Origin of the sequence: Sandaracinus amylolyticus (assembly GCF_021631985.1) — a bacterium.
GTDB lineage: Bacteria > Myxococcota_A > Polyangia > Polyangiales > Sandaracinaceae > Sandaracinus > Sandaracinus amylolyticus_A.
This window is the reverse complement of sequence record NZ_CP070225.1, coordinates 3,020,561-3,037,599: the sequence shown is the minus strand read 5'-3', so window position 1 is coordinate 3,037,599 and position 17,039 is coordinate 3,020,561. Positions and strand designations below refer to the sequence as shown.

12 protein-coding genes are annotated in these 17,039 nt (G+C 71.7%); 4 read left to right on the top strand and 8 right to left on the bottom strand.

Annotated features, from left to right (window positions below; all coding sequences use genetic code 11):
• Positions 1 to 7: 7 nt before the first annotated feature.
• Both I5071_RS12560 and I5071_RS12555 read left to right on the top strand, forming a co-directional pair.
• Positions 8 to 3,649: a hypothetical protein gene (locus tag I5071_RS12560; protein WP_236605674.1), complete on the top strand. Its 3,642-nt coding sequence runs from the start codon at positions 8 to 10 to the stop codon at positions 3,647 to 3,649.
• Positions 3,650 to 3,664: 15 nt separating this feature from the next.
• On the top strand, positions 3,665 to 4,411 hold the full coding sequence (locus tag I5071_RS12555) for a PTS sugar transporter subunit IIA (RefSeq protein WP_236605673.1): 747 nt from the start codon (positions 3,665 to 3,667) through the stop codon (positions 4,409 to 4,411).
• A 4-nt stretch (positions 4,412 to 4,415) separates the two neighbouring features.
• Here I5071_RS12555 and I5071_RS12550 read toward each other — a convergent pair whose 3' ends face one another.
• The 4 genes from I5071_RS12550 to I5071_RS12535 all read right to left on the bottom strand — a co-directional run bounded on the left by I5071_RS12550 (position 4,416) and on the right by I5071_RS12535 (position 7,809).
• Positions 4,416 to 4,805 (bottom strand): zf-TFIIB domain-containing protein, encoded by a 390-nt coding sequence (locus tag I5071_RS12550; RefSeq protein ID WP_236605672.1) that lies wholly within the window; start codon positions 4,803 to 4,805, stop codon positions 4,416 to 4,418.
• 12 nt (positions 4,806 to 4,817) lie between these two features.
• Positions 4,818 to 5,408 (bottom strand): CDP-alcohol phosphatidyltransferase family protein, encoded by a 591-nt coding sequence (locus tag I5071_RS12545; protein ID WP_236605671.1) that lies wholly within the window; start codon positions 5,406 to 5,408, stop codon positions 4,818 to 4,820.
• 71 nt (positions 5,409 to 5,479) lie between these two features.
• Positions 5,480 to 6,619, bottom strand: a complete 1,140-nt coding sequence (locus tag I5071_RS12540) for an esterase/lipase family protein (RefSeq protein WP_236605670.1) — start codon at positions 6,617 to 6,619, stop codon at positions 5,480 to 5,482.
• Positions 6,616 to 7,809 carry a hypothetical protein gene (locus I5071_RS12535; RefSeq protein ID WP_236605669.1) on the bottom strand — a complete coding sequence of 398 codons (1,194 nt, stop codon included), beginning with the start codon at positions 7,807 to 7,809 and terminating at the stop codon, positions 6,616 to 6,618. Before I5071_RS12535 ends, I5071_RS12540 begins: the two co-directional genes overlap by 4 nt.
• Positions 7,810 to 7,963: 154 nt before the next feature.
• Here I5071_RS12535 and I5071_RS12530 point away from each other — a divergent pair, with 154 nt between their 5' ends.
• Positions 7,964 to 9,208 carry a putative metal-binding motif-containing protein gene (locus tag I5071_RS12530; protein WP_236605668.1) on the top strand — a complete coding sequence of 415 codons (1,245 nt, stop codon included), beginning with the start codon at positions 7,964 to 7,966 and terminating at the stop codon, positions 9,206 to 9,208.
• 78 nt (positions 9,209 to 9,286) lie between these two features.
• Here I5071_RS12530 and I5071_RS12525 read toward each other — a convergent pair whose 3' ends face one another.
• From I5071_RS12525 to I5071_RS12515, 3 genes are all read right to left on the bottom strand, one after another.
• Positions 9,287 to 10,144, bottom strand: coding sequence for an alpha/beta fold hydrolase (locus I5071_RS12525; RefSeq protein ID WP_236605667.1), 858 nt, complete (start codon positions 10,142 to 10,144; stop codon positions 9,287 to 9,289).
• Positions 10,145 to 10,192: 48 nt separating this feature from the next.
• Positions 10,193 to 12,565 (bottom strand): arylsulfatase, encoded by a 2,373-nt coding sequence (locus tag I5071_RS12520; protein WP_236605666.1) that lies wholly within the window; start codon positions 12,563 to 12,565, stop codon positions 10,193 to 10,195.
• Between the two features lie 124 nt (positions 12,566 to 12,689).
• Positions 12,690 to 13,697, bottom strand: coding sequence for a hypothetical protein (locus I5071_RS12515; protein WP_236605665.1), 1,008 nt, complete (start codon positions 13,695 to 13,697; stop codon positions 12,690 to 12,692).
• Between the two features lie 370 nt (positions 13,698 to 14,067).
• Between I5071_RS12515 and I5071_RS12510 the strand changes: the two genes are divergently transcribed.
• Positions 14,068 to 14,520, top strand: a complete 453-nt coding sequence (locus I5071_RS12510; RefSeq protein ID WP_236605664.1) for a hypothetical protein — start codon at positions 14,068 to 14,070, stop codon at positions 14,518 to 14,520.
• 4 nt (positions 14,521 to 14,524) lie between these two features.
• On the opposite strand, the gene I5071_RS12505 is transcribed toward I5071_RS12510, so the two are convergent.
• Entirely contained in the window at positions 14,525 to 16,897 is a 2,373-nt protein-coding gene (locus tag I5071_RS12505; RefSeq protein WP_236605663.1) for an arylsulfatase, read from the bottom strand.
• Positions 16,898 to 17,039: the final 142 nt, after the last annotated feature.

The window sequence follows — 17,039 nt, the reverse complement described above, 5'->3', positions numbered from 1 at the left end:
CCCTCGCATGGATCCGATCCAGACGCTGACCCAGGCGATGGACGCGGTCGCGAAGGCTGTCGATCACCGCGATCACGAGCCCGATCCCGCGCGTGCCGATTGGCCGCGCCTCCGCGCGACCGTCACCGAGCTCCGGCGGCGGATGGAGGACGAGGTGCTCGCGAGCTTCGCGACGCTCGCGATCGATCTGCCTGCGGACGCGCGCGAGAAGGTCGCGGACAACGTCGCGTTCCTCGCGATCGAGCTCGGCGCGCTCGTGCGCGCGTCGGGGGACGAGAGCGGTGCGCTTCGTCTGCTGCGCGCGGCGCAGAAGATCGGGCCACGAGGGCTCGTCGCGGAAGAGCTCGAGGGCGCGATGCGCGAGCCCACGACCCACGTCGCGCTGTGCCGCGCGCGCTGGAACCATCGACAGGGCGACTTCGACGCCGGGGATCGCATCCTGCGCGACGCGCGTCGCACCGCGAAGGACGCCGGTCTCCGCAAGCTGATCGACATCGTGCTGAACGGGTCGCGCCCGCTCACCGACGGCGCGCCCGCGCTCTTCCGCCTGAACGGGTTCGGCGTGGGCATCTACGGCGAGCGCGATCGCCGCGACGACGGCTCGTACGTCACCACGCACTGCATCTCGGCGCTCTTCGTCCCGATCTTCCCGCTCGGCGCGTACCGCGTGATCGATCAGGGCAACGGCTCGTATCTCTTCCTCTCGAAGGAGCCTCTCTCGGCGTTCGCACGGGGTTGGCGCTGGGCGCTGCTCGCGGCGATCGTGCTCGGCGCTCTGTCGACGGCGGTCTCGAGCTACCTGAGCTCGCCGTCGCGGCTCGCGGCGATCGCGCTCGAGGAGGCGCGCGCGGTCGACGCGCGTGGCGACGTCGAGGCGACGCTCGTCGCGTACGACGGACTGCTCGCGGGGCCCGGCTACGATCTCGGGCTCGGCGACCGCGAGGCGGTGGGCGCGCGCTACGTCGATCTGCTCGCGAGCACTGTTCCGTCGCCCCTCACCGAGGATCGGCTCGATGCGTTCGAGCGCGCGATCACGCGCTGGCAGGCGGTGCCGCAGTACGCGCGCAGCGGTGCGCCCGAGCGACGTCTGCAGGAGCGCGTCACGACGTGGGCAGGGGAGCTCGGCGAGAGCGGGGAGAGCGCGCTGCGCGCGGCGCTCACCGTGGTGGAGCGAGGGATCGCGGTCACCACGCCGCAGTCCTCGTCGCCGCTCGACGCGCGACGGAGCGCGCTGCATCGCGCGCTCGGCGAGCTCCTCGGGTCGGAGTGGCCGCTCGAGGCGCTCGACGAGCACGTCGCGGGCGGGCTCGACGAAGCGGGCGTGCGCGCCGCCGCGCCGATCGTCGAGCACGTGATCGCGTCGCCCTCGCTCGTGCTCGCGGCGTCGCGATCGCTGCGCGCGTGGGCGAGCGCGGCGCGCATGGATTCGCTGCCGCTGCGTGATCGCGTGAACGAGGCGCTCGCGAGCGCCGAGGCGATGCAGGCCGACCCCGAGCGTGCGACCGCGCTGGGATCGGGCGACGAAGCGCTCCTCCGCGCGTCACTGGCGCGCTTCCCGGACGATCACGAGTGCGTCGCCGCGCTCGCCGATCTCTCTCGTGCGCGCGGCGAGACCGCGGCCGCGATCACCGCGCTCCGTGCGCTCGGGAGCCCGGGCTCGCTCGCGCCCGCTGCGCTCTCGAGCCTCGCGGCCGCCGAGCTCGACGCGGGTCACCTCGACGATGCGCGCGCGCTCCTCGCGCGGCGCGTGATGCCGCGGCTCGGCGAGCTCCGCGACGCGCAGCAGGCGATGTCGCGCATCGAGCGCGAGCGCACCGAGTCGCTGATCTCGCGCCTCGAGCTCGGCCTCGGCCCCGCCGACGTGCAGGCGCGCCTGCAGCTCGCGAGCGACGACGAGGCGCGCGCGATCGTGTTCGAGCACCTCGCGAGCGAGCTCTCGCGCGATCCCGAGCTCGCCGCGGCGCGCGCTCGGTACGAGGCGATCGCGCCGATCGTCCCGTCGGTGCTCCAGCTCGCGATGATCGAGCTGCGTCGCGGCGGAGAGCGCAGCGGCGCGGAGCGTGATCGCGCGCTCGCGGACGCGGAGCGGCTCTTCCTCGCGATCCAGGACGAGGCGGGGAGCGTGCCCGCGTACCACCTCGGGCTCGGCCAGGTGTACTACCGGCTCGGCCGCGAGGCGCAGGGCGAGCAGGAGCTCCAGTCGGTGCTCGCATCGGGCGACGAGGACCTCGCGCTGCAGGTCGCGTACGCATATCGCGGGCTCGGTCTCGAGCCGCGCGCGAGAGAGATCGCGACGGGCGTGTACGAGCGCGGCCAGCAGCCGCAGGCGGGGCAGGCCGCGATGCTGCTGTCGATCCTCGCCGAGCGCATCGAGGACACCGAGACGTGGCTCTCGCGCGCGCCGCAGGGCACGCCCGAGGTGCGCACGCGCCTGACCGAGGTGCGCGGGCAGCGCGCGCTGCGCGAGCGCCGCTACGACGAGGCGGATCGTCTCTTCGCGGAGGTCGCGCGCGACTGGGATCGACGCGGTGATCGCGACATGGCCGCGCTCAACAACGCAGCGGTCGCGTTCGAGGCGCGCTACGAGGCAACGGCCGATCCCACGCACCTCGACGCGGCGATCGAGCGGCTCGAGCGCGCGGTGCGCCTCGCGCCCGATCAGAGCATCGCGATCTCGAACCTCGCGGACGCCCATCGCTTCCGCGGCACGCTGCGCGTGCTCGCGCGATGGCTCGATGGGCGCGCGCTGCGGCTCGATCGCGCCCAGGCCGACGCAGTGCTCGGGATCATGACCACGGGCGCGCACCGCGCCGAGGTGATCGCGGCGCTGCGCGACGATGCCGGGATCCGCCGCGCCACCGAGCTGACGCACCAGGAGCAGGTACTCGCGCCGCGACGCGCGGGCGCGTGGGATCGCGAGCTCTCGCTGCTGCGCCGCTTCGCCGACGCGAGCGCGCTCGCCGACCTCGAGGCGCGCATCGCGCGGGTGGGCGAGCTCGAGCCGAACGAGCAGCGCGCGGCGTGGGAGCGCGGCGAGTGGGACGCCGAGATCGTCGTCCACGCCGAGCGTGCGCTCGCCGATGCCGACGATCGTCTGGCGCGCGCCCGTCGCGGCCGCGACGCCCGCGCGATCGCGACGCTCCTCACGATCCGCGCGAACGCGCTGATCGAGCGCGCCGCAGCGCGCAGCGAGGGGCGCGACGCCGACGTCGACGGAGCGATCGAGGCGTACCGCGAAGCGGTCGCGACGTGGCCCGAGCTCGGTGCCGCGTCGATGCTCGCGCAGGCACACGTCCTTCGCGCGCTGCTGCGCGACGAGGCGCTCCGGGCGCGCTGGGAGAGCGAGCGTCGTCGCTTCTCTCCGGTCGCAGTGCTCCATCACGCGTCCATCGATCCGGCGCAGACCGCGCAGGTGCGCGCGTCGAGCGACGTGCGCGACGCAGCCGCTGCGCTGAGTGGCCTCGACCCGAGCGCGCTGCGCGTGGACGAGCTCTGGATCGCCGAGGGCGCGGCCGACGCCGCGCTGCTCGCGCGTCTCGCGCCGATCCGTGGGCGCGAGGATCTGCGCGCCACCTACGCGATCGATCGCCGGCTCGATCCCAGCGATCCCGAGAACGACGAGCGCCTGGCCGCGCTCACGCCGCACTGAAACGGGGGAGGCACGATGGGCGCAGATCTGATCGGGTGGCGCGACTGCGGGCTCCAGCGCGGGCTCGGCCCCCAGGGCTTCCTCGGCAAGCTCAAGATGCGCGCGTACCAGACCGCGATCGAAGCGCAGGTGCCGCCCGATGCGCGCGCGACCGTGCGCATCCAGCTCCTCGTGAACCGCCCCGAGGGCCCGGTGCAGCGCGAGCTCGGCTACGAGCAGATCCGGGCCGAGGTCGCGTCGTTCGCGGCCGGCGTGCCCGCGTGCGCGAGCTGTCCGCTCGGCGGCGGCGCACCGCTCGGTTGTTATCGCTACGTCACGTATCCGGTCGACGCGGCGAGCGAGCGCGCGCTCTTCGATCTCTTCGCGCGCGAGGTCGCGACCCACGGATCGATCGCGCAGCGCTTCCACGAGGCCGTCCTCGCGCGACTGCCCGCGTCGGGCACCGGCTGGCACACGCGCCGTGGCGGCGACGTGCGCTCGGGCTCGCTCGCCGAGCTCCCCGCGCCGCTCGAGCACCGCTGGGGCGGGCTCTTCTCGCGCAAGCGCCTCGACAGCGCGCAGATCCTCGTCGCGCTGATGAACCCCGGCCGCGACGCGACGAGCCTGCACCTCCACGCCGAGCTCCACGCCCGCATCGCCGCGCACGCGAGCGAGCAGCGCGTGCAGGGACGCAGCATCGCGGAGCTCGCGCAGCTCGCGCCGTTCTATCGCGCGCTCGCGCAAGAAGCCGCGCGCGGCTGGTCGATCGTCGTCGACAGCTGATCGATCACGCGCGGTGCGCGTCGTGCTCGATGGCGAACACCTTCGGCAGCTCGCCGGGGTCGACGAGCATCGTGCGACAGCGCGCGCACTGCTCGATCTCGACGAGCTCGCTGCCCCAGTCGAGCACGACTTGATCGACGCTCGCGAAGCAGGCAGGGCAGGGCGTGCGGACCCGCGCGCGATGGCGCTCGCTCGGCCCACCGCCGACCGGCACGCGCTTCATCAGCCAGTCGACGAGCGTCCCCGGAACGACGCCGAGCGCGCAGCGCGGGCACTGCCAACCGCGCTCGGCCTCGCTCGTCCCCGCGGCCTCGCGGTACGCGCCTCCGTGCCGCAGCCCGAGCCGCACCGGATGCATCGTCGTCGCGCACCGCGGACAGTCCGTGCTGAGCATCGCGTCAGCGTACTACTCGGCAGCGCCGGCCGCGCGCGTGGGCCCGGGCGCATCGAGGCACGCGCGCGCGCGCACGCCGTACTCCACACCCGCCGCGAGCCCGAGCACCGCCGCTGCGATCGCAGCGGGGAGGGCGACCTGCGGCAGGTCGAAGAGCAGCGCGCCGAGCACGAGGAACTGCGCCACCGTCGTCGCCTTCCCGCTCGGTCGCGCGCAGTACTCGATGCGCGAGCGGAACGTCCCCACCGACACCGCGAGCATGAGCCCCGCGGGCACCACCAGGATCTCGCGCGTCGCGGTCAGCACGAGCAGCCACCACGGAGGCTGTCGCTCGATCCACACGCCCGCGAGCACCGCGAGCACGAAGACCTTGTCGCAGACCGGGTCGAGCCACTCACCCAGCTTGGGATCCGCATTCGCGCGGCGCGCCATCACACCGTCGAGCGCGTCCGAGATCCCGGCGACGATCATGAGCCCGAGCACCGCGAGCGGCTCTGCGCGCACGAGCAGCGCGAGCACGGCCAGCGGGAGCCGCACGAGGCTCATGAGGTTCCACGGCCGCGCGAGCTCGCGCAGCAAGCTGGTCTCGGTCCCGTGGCTCACACGCCCACCATACAGAGCGGCTCTCTCTCAGGTAGCCCCGGGCTCGGGCGCTCGCCACGCCCCCGGTGCGCTCACGTGGTGAACGCGAAGCGCGCGACGTCGTCCCACATCGCCTCGAATTCCCGCTGCCCGAAGTCACTCATCGTGCGCATCCAGTCGACGTGGAGCGGTGCACGATGCGGCGCGTGGAAGTGCCCGATCACGTCGAGATGATCGGCCCATGCGGCGTGCACCACCTCGCCCCAGACCTGCGAGCGCGTGGGCACCATCGCGTCGTTGCCCTTCGCGCTCGGGATGCGGCCGTACGCGTCGATCAGCACCTTGGCCTGCGCGTCGTCGGGCACCGGGAGCAGGTGCTCGGGCAGCGTCGACGCGATCGCGTAGAGCGCGCGGTACACGTTGTACATCGCCTGGTTCGTGGGGCTCGGGCCCACGCGCGCCTGACGTCCGAGCGCCGGCGGCTTCGCCTGCGCCACGACGCATCCGCGGCGCACTCCGTCGCGCTCGGTCGCCAGCGCGTTGAACAGATCGAGCCCCTCGGGCGTGAGCTGCACCAGCAGCGTCTGATCGTTCCGCACCTGCGCGAACACCTGCTCGATCTGCAGGCGCCGCTCGGGGCTGAAGTCCTTGATGACGAGGTCGTAGACCTGCTCGATCACGCCCCCCGCGATCAGCCTTCCTGCGCCTGCCGAGCCCAGCGCGCTCGCGAGCACCATGAGCGCGGGCAGCGGGATCGTGCCCACGCGGATCGCGTAGATGGTCACGAGCGAGAGCAGGAAGAGCAGCCGCTGCCCGAGCAGGCTCGTGAAGAACGCGGCCGTCGGCGCCCCGTAGTGCGGCGACGTCACCGCGACCACGCTGCACACGCGCGACGCGAGCGGCTCGGGATCGACGGCGCAGTGCAGCGACGCGCGCGGCGCGACCGCGAGCCGTGCATCGAGCCCACCGGTGGAGTGGCCGATCAGGTGGATCGGCCCGTCGCCGTCCGCGCTCTCCGCCATGAGCTCGAGGAGCCGTCCCGCGCGACGGCGCAGCGATGCGGTGGGGAACGTCGGCGCGTAGTGGATCACCGCGTCGATGCCGCGCATCCGCGTCCACGCGAGCAGGTGCTCTCGTACGTGCGCGAAGTAGCGGAAGTCGCCGAAGTTCGCGAAGCCGAAGAACCCCGGCACGAGGTACACGTGGTGCCGCACCCGTTCGGTGTAGCTCACTCGAACGCGTAGATCTCGAGGAGATCCTCGCTCTCGCGGCCATACGCGCCGTGCCACACGATGTCGCTGCCGGGGAAGACGACGTCGCGATGTCGCAGCACGCGCGTGGTCGCGAGATCGTGCCCCTGTGGGTCCTCTGCCGCGTGGACGAGCTCCTCGACGCGCGATGCCTCGATCGCGCGCTGCGCGTCCTCGAGCGATGCACCCCCGGCGGCGCGCACGTCGGCGCCGTGCACCGCGTACCACTCGACGAGATGCGCCCCGAGATCCTCGGCGAAGCGCGCTGCGAGCGACGGCGCGCCGACCTCTTCGCGACAGCGCGTGACGCGCCATGCGTCGCCACACGACGAGGTGTCCCCGGCGAGCCCACCGCGCGCATCGAGGCACGCGAGCACGCCTGGCTCGCACGTGTCGTCGGGCCACACCGCGTCGGGATCGTGGTGCGTGATCGCGAGCTCCGAGACGACGAGCTCGATCTCCGCGGTCCGCCTCACGGTGCCGGCACGGCGACGCGCGACGATCACGAGGCGCTCGCTCCGCTCCGACGCAGCGCGCGCGACGACGTCGAACGGCAGGTCGAAGCGGAGCGCACCGTCCAGCGCGATCTCGCCGTGGATCGGCACGATCATCCGGGGGTCGGTGAGCCCCTCGTCGAGCGCGATCGCGCCGCGGTACCGCACCTCGTCGTCGATCAGCACCGGCGCGAGCGCCGATGCGATCCGCACCTCGCGCGCTCCGCTGCCCGCACCGATGCGTGCTCGCGCGCGGAGCCGCACCACGTACCGGGCGTGGGGCGCACGCAGGGCGCGCAGCGCGACACGCAGCGGCGCGCCCATCGCGACGTGCTCCATCTCGTCCGCATCGAGCTCGATCTCGAAGCGCCGCGCCGACACGACGCGCGACACGCCCATCTCGCCGCTCACCTCGAGCACGTCGCGCGACGCACGCCCCGCGATCACGAAGCGCGCGACGCCGCCCTCCACGTGCCCGTCGATCGCAAGATCGATCCACACCGTGAGCCCTTCTGCGCGCGCCCGTGCATCGGTCGCCGCGTCGAGCTTCGTCTCGTCGATCGCGATCGAGTCTCCGGGGCCCTCGTAGCGCACCGTCTCCTCGCCGTCGTCGATCTCGGCCGAGCACCCCGCGATCACCACCAACACCGCCCACACCCATGTCGTCGTCCGGTCCATGCACCGCGCCCGAGCAAGCGCGCGACCGTCCTCCGAGCCGCGATTCTCTTGGCAATTCGCACCACGATCAGACGGACCCGTCCGTCACCCGCCGTCACTCCGCCACGCGCTGTTGCATGCGCAATCACTCGACGCGCGATACTCTGCGCGCCGGATGACCAGCCAGCAGTGGAGCGTCGGTCTTCTGTTCGCCTCCTCGATGTGGCTCGCGAGCGCGACCGCCCACGCGTACGGCCGAGGCATCGATGTCGCCGATTGCTCCGGCTGTCACAGCGGCGGACGCGCGCCGATGATGCGCTTCACGACCACGCCGGCGATGCCGTCGCCCGGCTCGACGGCGCGCCTCCGCATCGAGATCGAAGCGGCCAACGGCAGCGCCGGTGGGTTCCGCATCGCGACGAGCGGCCCGGGCTCGCTCCGCACCGTCGGCGAGGGCACGCGCGCGACCGGTGAGGACGTCATCGTGCACAGCACGCCTCGCACTGCGAGCGGCGGCTGGGTCACGTTCGAGGTCGACTACGTCGTCCCGAGCGGCGTGGGTGACGTGCAGTTCGTCATCGGCGGCATGTCGGCGAACCGCGACGGCAGCTCCCGCGGCGACGGCGGCGCGACGATCCGGCGGAGCCTGGTGTGGGGCTGTGCCGGCTCGACGTTCTACGGCGATCTCGACGGCGACGGATACGGCGCGGCCTCGCGCGGATCGATCACCGCGTGCGAGGCGCGCGACGGATGGTCGGCGCGCGACGACGACTGCGACGACAACGACGGGATGGCGCACCCCGACGGCACCGAGGCGTGCAACCGCCGCGACGACGACTGCGACGGCACGACCGACGAGGGCACCGCGACCGCGACGCTCTATCCCGACGCCGACGGCGATGGCTACGGCGGTCGTGAAGGCGAGCCCGTCACCGGCTGCGATCGCCCCGGCTACGGCGTGGGCAACGACGACTGCGACGATCGCGATCCCGGCACCAACCCCGGCGCGACCGAGGTGTGCGGCGGTCGCGACGAGGACTGCGACGGCCGTGTCGACGAGCGCGTGCGTCCGGTGTGCGGCGTCGGCATGTGCGCGCGCGCCTCGCTCTCGTGCGACGAGCGCGACTGCATGCCCGGCGATCCCGGCGTCGAGACCTGCAACGCGTGGGACGACGACTGCGACGGTGCGACCGACGAGGAATCGGATCTCTGCCCCTCGGGACAGATGTGCGATCTCGGCATCTGCGTCGGCGAAGGCACGCCGCGTCGCGACGGCGGCGTGGTCCGCCTCGACGGCAGCACGACCACGCCGCCCCCCGCGGTGTCGGGCGGATGTGCGATCGGATCGGGCGCGAGCAGCGCGGCGATGACGTGGCTCGTTGCGCTCGCGCTCCTCGGGCTCGCGCGCCGTCGCCGCTGACGACTCGTCGCCGTTCACGTCAACGTCAACGCGATCGTTGACGTTGACGGCGACGTGGTCGGCGACGGCGACGGCTTTCTAGATCGACCCCAGAATCGCGTCGCCGTGGGTCCACAGGATCGCGCCGCCCGCGCCTTCGACCACGGTGCGTCGCGCGTTCGGGATGCGATGCGCGAGCGACGCGCCGAGATCCGGTGAGTGCACCGGGCTCGAGTCCTCTGCGCCGTACCAGAGCGCGACCGGCATCGCGATGCGCCCGAGATCGAAGGGCCACGCGCTCATCGCGAGCACGGTGTCGCGCGCATAGCCCTCGGCGCCCTGCGCGAAGCCCTCGTCGAGCGCGCGTCGGTACGTCGCGTCGAACGCCGGCTCCGCGTACACCGCGCGATCGGCGTCGCCGATCATCGCGAGCACCATCTCGCGCATCATCGCCGGCGTCATCCCGCGGAAGAACGCCTCGGTCCCTTCCGGATCGCTCGCCACGCGCTGCACGATGCCGCGCACGTCGGGCACCAGCAGGGGCAACAGGTGCGGCGCCGCGAGCTCGTCGGTGCCCGACACGATCACCAGCGCGCGACCGATCTCGTCGGCCGCGCACGCGATCCCGAACGGCGCGCCCTGCGAGAACGCGACGATCGCCGGCGTGCCCAGCGCGCGCGCGCTCACGAAGGCGCGCACGTCCTCGACCCAGTCCGCGAGCGTGCGATGCGCGAGCGGATCCGAGGCCCCGAGCCCCGGGCGATCGATCGCGACGAGGCGCACCCCCGCGCGCTCGACCGCGTCGCGCCGCATCATGAGCGTCCCGCTCGTCCCTGCGCCGCCGAAGAAGAGCGCCGGCGCACCGTGCTCCGGCCCTTGCTCCGACCAGCCCAGCATCCGTCCGCTCGGCAGTCGCGTGCGCCCACGACGCGCGGGCTCGAAGCTCGACTCCATCATCGTCTGCGAGCTTGGTGGCGACCGGCTCGACCCGCCACGGAATCGACGTCACTGCTGTGCGACGAGCCGATCGAGATCGCGCTGCGGATGGCGCGTCAGCGCGCCCGACATGTCGATCACCACCTCGACGAGCTCACCGGTGAAATCGAACGGCGCACGATGCTCGGACGGGATCACCGAGTCGTAGTGGTAGTGCCCGCAGCTCAGCCCCGTGAGGCCGAATACGAGCGGCACGGTGAACGGGAGCGGGGCGCTCCCCACGAGGCGCCCGTCGAGGTAGAGCCGACCGTTCCCCGGCACGCCCCTGCCGCTCGTGAAGTCCGGCGCGCCGGTGGGCTCGAATTCGTAGCGCAGCGTGTGCTCGCCCGAGGGCACCACGACGTTCGAGCTCACCTTCGTGTAGCGGAGACCGAGGTAGTTGTAGACGTAGTGCAGGCGGCCATCGGCGAGGTGGAGCGAATATCCGCCGTGCCGATTTCCGTGCGCGAGGATCACGCCCTCGGCGCCGCCCTCGGGAATCCGCACCTCCGCCGTGATGCTGTGCGGACGATTGTAGATGCGCGGCGCCGCGGCGAAGGGGACCGGCGCGCCACCCGGGTGGAGCACGTAGCGATCGCGCGGCCGCGCGAGCTTCGGTCGCGGCACCAGCAGGCGCTGCACGTCGGCCGCCGCGAGCGGCATCACCCCGCAGCGTCCGGCCTCGACGTACCAGTGCCGGATCATGCTGCGGAGCACTTCCGGCTGCTCCTCCGCGAGGTCGTGCGTCTCCGACGGATCGGAGATCAGGTGATAGAGCTGCCAGCCAGTCCGATCGAGTTCCTCGAGCACTTCGCGCGTCAATGACGTCCTGCCGAACTGCCACCCTCGACTGGCAGCCTCGGTCAGGCTCGGTCCGGGGAACGGACAGACTGCGCGCCAGCCGTCGTGATAGAGCGCGCGGTGTCCGAACATCTCGAAGTACTGAGTGACGTGCGCGCTCGGCGCGTCTCCGTCGTCGAGCGTGTGCGCGAAGCTGACGCCTTCGATCGCCGACTGCGTCACACCACGGATCGCGCGCGGCGCGTCGAGACCGAGCGCCTCGAGCACCGTGGGCACGACGTCGATGACGTGCGTGTACTGCGTCCGGACCTCGCCCGCCGCGCGGATCCTCCGCGGCCAGCACACGATGCAAGGATCGCTCGTGCCGCCGCGATAGGTCTCGCGCTTCCAGCGCCGGAACGGCGAGTCGCCGGCCCACGTCCAGCCCCAGCTGTAGTGCGGGAACGTGTCGGGACCGCCCCAGTCGTCGTAGTGCCGGAGGTTGTCCTCGAGGCGCTCGGGCGCGCCGTTGAAGAACAACATCTCGTTGCACGTGCCGTGGAGGCCACCCTCGGCGCTCGCACCGTTGTCGGAGATCGCGATGATCAGCGTGTTGTCGAGCTCACCGAGGCGCTCGAGGTACTCGAGCACTCGACCGAAGTGGTAGTCGGTCTGGGTGAGGAACGCCGCGTAGACCTCCATCTGCCGCGCGTACATCCGCTTCTCGTCGGGCGAGAGCGTGTCCCACGCGGGCACGTCGGGGTCGCGCGCGGAGAGCCGCGTGTTCGCGGGAATCAGGCCCATCTGGAGCTGACGCGCGAACACGTGCGCTCGATGCGCGTCCCACCCCTCGTCGAAGCGACCTCGATATCGATCGATCCACTCCTTCTCGACGTGGTGCGGCGCGTGCCCGGCGCCGGTCGCGTAGAGCAGGAAGAAGGGCTTCTCGGGCGCGCTCGCGTCGGCGTCCTGGATCATCTGAATCGCGCGCTCGGCGAGATCGGCATTGAGGTGATAGCCCTCCTCCGGCGTGCGCGGCGCGCGGACCGAGCGATTGTCCTCGATGAGATCCGGATGCCATTGGTCGGTGTCGCCGCCGAGGAATCCGTAATAGCGCTCGAATCCGCGCCCGAGCGGCCAGCGATGGAAAGGACCTGCCGGAGTGGCCTCCTCCGGCGGCGTGAGATGCCATTTGCCGACTGCGAACGTGTTGTATCCGTGCTCGATCAGCATCTCCGACAAGAATCCGTGCTCGAATCCCACCATCCCGTTGTGCGCGGGAAATCCCATCGAGAGCTCGGTGATCGCGGAGAGGCCGATCGTGTGGTGGTTGCGCCCGGTCAGCAGCGCGCCGCGCGTCGGCGAGCAGAGCGCCGTGGTCTGCATGTTCGTGTAGCGCAGGCCACGCGCCGCTAGCCGATCGAGGTTCGGCGTCTCGCAGAGCCCGCCGAAGCACGAGAGCTGTCCGAAGCCGACGTCGTCGAGGACGAAGATCAGCACGTTGGGCGCGCCGTCCTTCGCGCGCCGGGCGATCGGCCACGCGGGCGTGGACTCGTCCACGGTCATGCCGATGTGCCCCGGGAAGGGCTGCCCGGGCTCGTACTCGTCGTAGTCGCTCGCCATCGTCTCTCCTCCTTCGGAGCGACGCTCGGCGTGCAACCCAGGTACCCGTGATCCGCGTCGCGGCGCCGGGTGTGGCGGGGGACCCCCCGCGAGGCGAGAGGACGACGAAAGGCGCGCGAGCCGCTCAGAACCAATACGCGAGGTTCAGGCCCACGCGCCCGCGCCGCGTGTCGTCGGAGAACGCGAACGACGTGCTGAGACCGAGCTCGAGCTCGGGGATCTTCGGATCGAAGTAGTAGAACCCGAGCTCGGGCTCGACGACGACCTCGTCCGCCGGCTCGATCACCGAGAGCGCGAGATCGTCGATCTCGTCGGCGAAGCTCCAGCTCACGCGCGAGCCGAGCAGGATCTGCAGCGGCACACCGAGCGATCCGAAGTTGAGCGACGCGCCGAGCGCGCCGCCGAGCCAGCCCTCGTCGTCCTCGATGTCGTCGAGCTCCACGCGGCGCGCATCGGCGCGGAAGCTGCCGGCGAAGCCGAGCCACTCGGTCGCCGTGAGCACCGCCGTGACCGAGCCTCCGACGGTCCCGCGGCTGCCCGAGAACTCGGGCGAGCGGAGGCGGCTCTCCGGCGGCTGTTGGCCCGTGAGCAGAGGGACGACCGTCCGCGCGGGCGAGATGCCGGCAGCGGCGGCCGCGCTCACGTCGACGCGCAGCGACAGGAGGAACGCGTCCGTCTCGACGACGCGCAGGACGCCGGACAGCCGCCCGCCGCCGAAGCCGTTCGCGCCGATGACGAGCCCGGCGTCGTAGTCGACGCCCGCGATCGCGCCACCCTGCACCCCGACCTCGAGCCCGAGCCACTCGGTGATGGCGATGCCGAGCGCGAATCGCTGATCCAGCTGCGCGAGATCACCTTCCAGGTCGAGCCGGGGCACGGGCTGTCCGCGCAGCTCGAACTGCGCGACCCCGAGGCCCGTGCGGCTCGTGACGCGCGTCGCGACGAAGGGGTGCTCGATGTACTCGAACTCCGAGTACGCGTGGCCACCGACGCTGCGCGCCGACCGAGCGGTGGCGTGCGGATCCTCGGCCGGGAGCGGTGCCGTCTGCGCGAGCGCGGAGCCCGCGAGGAGGAGCACGCACGCGGACGCTGCCGGCGCGAGCACCACGGCGATCGGGTTTCGTCGGGTCACGGCTCGAGGATTCGCGCAACTCACGTGCCGGCGGGCCGCAGCGCCTCGATTCCGCACGATGCGCGCGTGAGCCCCGGGTGCGGACGCGGCGTGCGTCCTCCCCGCGCGCGGGCTGGTGCGGCGCGCGCACCGATGGCGATCGAGGGACGTCGTGGGCGCGCCGTTGGAGATCGCTCGAGCGCCGCGACTGGCTCGGCCTTCGCTCCCGTCGGAGTCGGCCGGGTAGCTGAAGATGCGAAGTCCCGTCGATTCGGTCCTTCTCTCGGCGCTGCTGATCGCCGCGCTCGGAGGGCGTGCTCGCGCCCAGGAGGAGGAATCGCCTGCGGCGGACGCTCCGGCCGAAGCACGTGCAGGCGCGCAGCAGCCGACGATGGTCCCCGAGCTCGCGATCCCGGTGTTCGGGCTCGGAACGCAGGTCGTGCTCCTCGCGCCCGCGCCGACGGCGGGCGCGGGCGCGTTCGGCGCGACCTACGATCTCGGCGTCCTCCACATCGATGCGCTCCTCGGCGTCTTCCTCTCCGACGACTTCGAGAGCTCGGTGCGCGGGACCGTCCGCGTGTTCTTCCCGGTCCACCGCGGGCCCATCGCCGACTTCTCGCTCGGAGTCGGCGGAGGCGTCGGATATCTGGAGCCCGCAGGCGGACAGCTGCAGGTGCTCGGAGAGGTCCTCGCGGGCGCGAAGATCCGCTCCTTCATCGGCCGGAACATCGCGCTCGAGGCCACCATCGGCGGGAATCTGCTCTTCTTGGACGGCGACTTCGAGCACGTGTCGATCGGCGGGAGGCTGCTGGGCGCCGCCGGGTTCATGTACTACTTCCGCTGATCGCTCACTGCTGCGCCATGAGACGATCGATGTCGCGCTGCGGATCGCGAGTCAGCTCTCCGGACAGGTCGATCACCACCTGGACGAGCTCGCCGGTGAAGGCGAACGGCGGACGGTATTCGGAAGGAACCACCGAGTCGTAGTGGTCGCGCCCGCAGCTCAGCCCCGCGACGCCGAACACGGTGGGCACGGTGAACGGGAGCACGACGCTGCCCACGAGACGACCGTCCAGGTAGAGCTGACTGCGCCCCGGCACACCCTTGCCGACCGCGAGATCCGGCGCTCCGGTGGGCTCGAATTCGTAGCGCAGCGTGTGCTCGCCCGAGGGCAGCACGACATTCGAGCTCACCTTCATCTTGTGGAGCCCGAGGTAGTTGTGGACGTGATGCAGCCGGCCGTCGGCGACGTAGAGCGAATATCCGCCGTGCCGATTTCCGTGCGCGAGGATCACGCCCTCTGCGCCGCCGTCCGGGATCCGCACCTTGGCAGTGATGCTGTGCGGGCGGTTGTACACGCGGGGCGCGGCGGCGAACGGAATCGGCGCCCCGCCGGGCTGGAGCACGTAGCGATCGCGGGGCCGCGCGACCGTCGGCCGCGGGACGTTGATGCGCTTCACGTCGCCCGCCGCGAGCGGCATCACGCCGTACCGACCGGCCTCGACGTACCAGCGCCGGATCATGCTGCGGAGCATCTCCGGCTGCTCCGCCGCGAGGTTGCGCGTCTCCGACGGATCCTCGTCGAGGTGGTAGAGCTCCCAGCCGCTGCGATCGAGCTCTTCGAGCACTTCGCGCGTCAGTGACGTCGCGCCGAACTGCCACCCTCGACTGGCACCCTCGGTCAGGCTCGGACCGGGGAAGGGACAGACTGCGCGCCAACCGTCGTGATGGATCGCGCGATGTCCGAACATCTCGAAGTACTGAGTCAGGTGCTTGGTCGGCGCGGCTGCATCGTCGAGCGTGTGCGCGAAGCTGACGCCTTCGATGGGCGACTGCGTGACGCCGCGGATCGTCTCCGGCGCCTCGAGGCCGAGCTTCTCGAGGATGGTCGGGACGATGTCGATCACGTGCAGGTACTGCGTGCGGATCTCGCCCGCCGCGGGGATGCCGCGCGGCCAGGACACGATGCACGGGTCGCTCGTGCCGCCGCGATAGGTCTCGCGCTTCCACCTCCGGAACGGCGTGTCGCCGGCCCACGTCCAGCCCCAGGCGTAGTGCGGGAACGTGTCGGGACCGCCCCAGTCGTCGTAGTGCTGGAGATTGTCCTCGAGGCGCTCGGGCACGCCGTTGAAGAACAGCACCTCGTTGAACGTGCCGTGGACGCCGCCCTCGGCGCTCGCGCCGTTGTCGGAGATCGCGATGACGAGCGTGTTGTCGAGCTCTCCGATGCGCTCGAGGCATTCGAGGATGCGGCCGAAGTGGTGGTCGGTCTGGCTGAGGAACGCCGCGTAGACCTCCATCTGCCGCGCGTACATCCGCTTCTCGTCGGGCGAGAGGCCGTCCCACGCGGGCACGTCGGGATCGCGCGCCGAGAGCTTGGTGTTCGCGGGGATCAATCCCATCTCGAGCTGCCGCGCGAACACCTGCTTCCGGTATTCGTCCCAGCCCATGTCGAAGCGGCCTCGATAACGATCGATCCACGACTTCTCGACGTGGTGCGGCGCGTGCCCGGCGCCGGTCGCGTAGTAGAGGAAGAAGGGCTTCTCGGGCGCGCTCGCGTCGGCGTCCTGGATCATCTGGATCGCGCGGTCGGCGAGATCGGCATTGAGGTGATAGCCCTCCTCCGGCGTGCGCGGAGGCGTGACCGAGCGGTTGTCCTCGGTGAGATCGGGATGCCATTGGTCGGTGTCGCCGCCGAGGAACCCGTAGTAGCGCTCGAACCCGCGACCGAGCGGCCAGCGGGTGAAGGGGCCAGCCTGCGTGGTCTCCTCGGGCGGCGTGAGATGCCATTTGCCGACGGCGAACGTGTTGTATCCGTGCTCGAGCAGCATCTCCGACAAGAATCCGTGCTCGAACCCCACCATCCCGTTGTGCGCGGGAAATCCCATCGAGAGCTCGGTGATCGCGGAGAGGCCGATCGTGTGGTGGTTGCGCCCGGTCAGCAGCGCCCCTCGCGTCGGCGAGCAGAGCGCGGTGGTCTGCATGTTCGTGTAGCGCAGGCCACGCGCCGCGAGACGGTCGAGGTTCGGCGTCTTGCAGAGCCCGCCGAAGCACGAGAGCTGTCCGAAGCCGACGTCGTCGAGCACGAAGACGAGCACGTTCGGCGCGCCGTCCTTCGCGCGCCGGGCCACGGGCCACGCCGGCGTGGACTCGTCCACCGTCATGCCGATGCGACCCGGGAACGGCTTGCCGGGCTCGTACTCGTCGTAGTCGTTCGCCATCGTCGATCTCCTTGGGATCGCGTCGATGCGAGCGCGCGAGCGCGTGCCGCTGCGCTGGGAGTCCACGGCCGCCCGCCGAGCGATGGGCGTGCCACGAGGCGCACGCGCGGGATCGTTCGCGCCTCGTCGCGCAGTGCGTGAC

Bases quoted from the DNA above. Each gene is read 5' to 3' on its own strand.
- I5071_RS12560 (WP_236605674.1), top strand. From the start codon at position 8: ATGGATCCGATCCAGACGCTGACCCAGGCGATGGACGCGGTCGCGAAG.
- I5071_RS12555 (WP_236605673.1), top strand. From the start codon at position 3,665: ATGGGCGCAGATCTGATCGGGTGGCGCGACTGCGGGCTCCAGCGCGGG.
- I5071_RS12550 (WP_236605672.1), bottom strand. From the start codon at position 4,805: ATGCTCAGCACGGACTGTCCGCGGTGCGCGACGACGATGCATCCGGTG.
- I5071_RS12535 (WP_236605669.1), bottom strand. From the start codon at position 7,809: ATGGACCGGACGACGACATGGGTGTGGGCGGTGTTGGTGGTGATCGCG.
- I5071_RS12530 (WP_236605668.1), top strand. From the start codon at position 7,964: ATGACCAGCCAGCAGTGGAGCGTCGGTCTTCTGTTCGCCTCCTCGATG.
- I5071_RS12525 (WP_236605667.1), bottom strand. From the start codon at position 10,144: ATGATGGAGTCGAGCTTCGAGCCCGCGCGTCGTGGGCGCACGCGACTG.
- I5071_RS12520 (WP_236605666.1), bottom strand. From the start codon at position 12,565: ATGGCGAGCGACTACGACGAGTACGAGCCCGGGCAGCCCTTCCCGGGG.
- I5071_RS12510 (WP_236605664.1), top strand. From the start codon at position 14,068: ATGGTCCCCGAGCTCGCGATCCCGGTGTTCGGGCTCGGAACGCAGGTC.
- I5071_RS12505 (WP_236605663.1), bottom strand. From the start codon at position 16,897: ATGGCGAACGACTACGACGAGTACGAGCCCGGCAAGCCGTTCCCGGGT.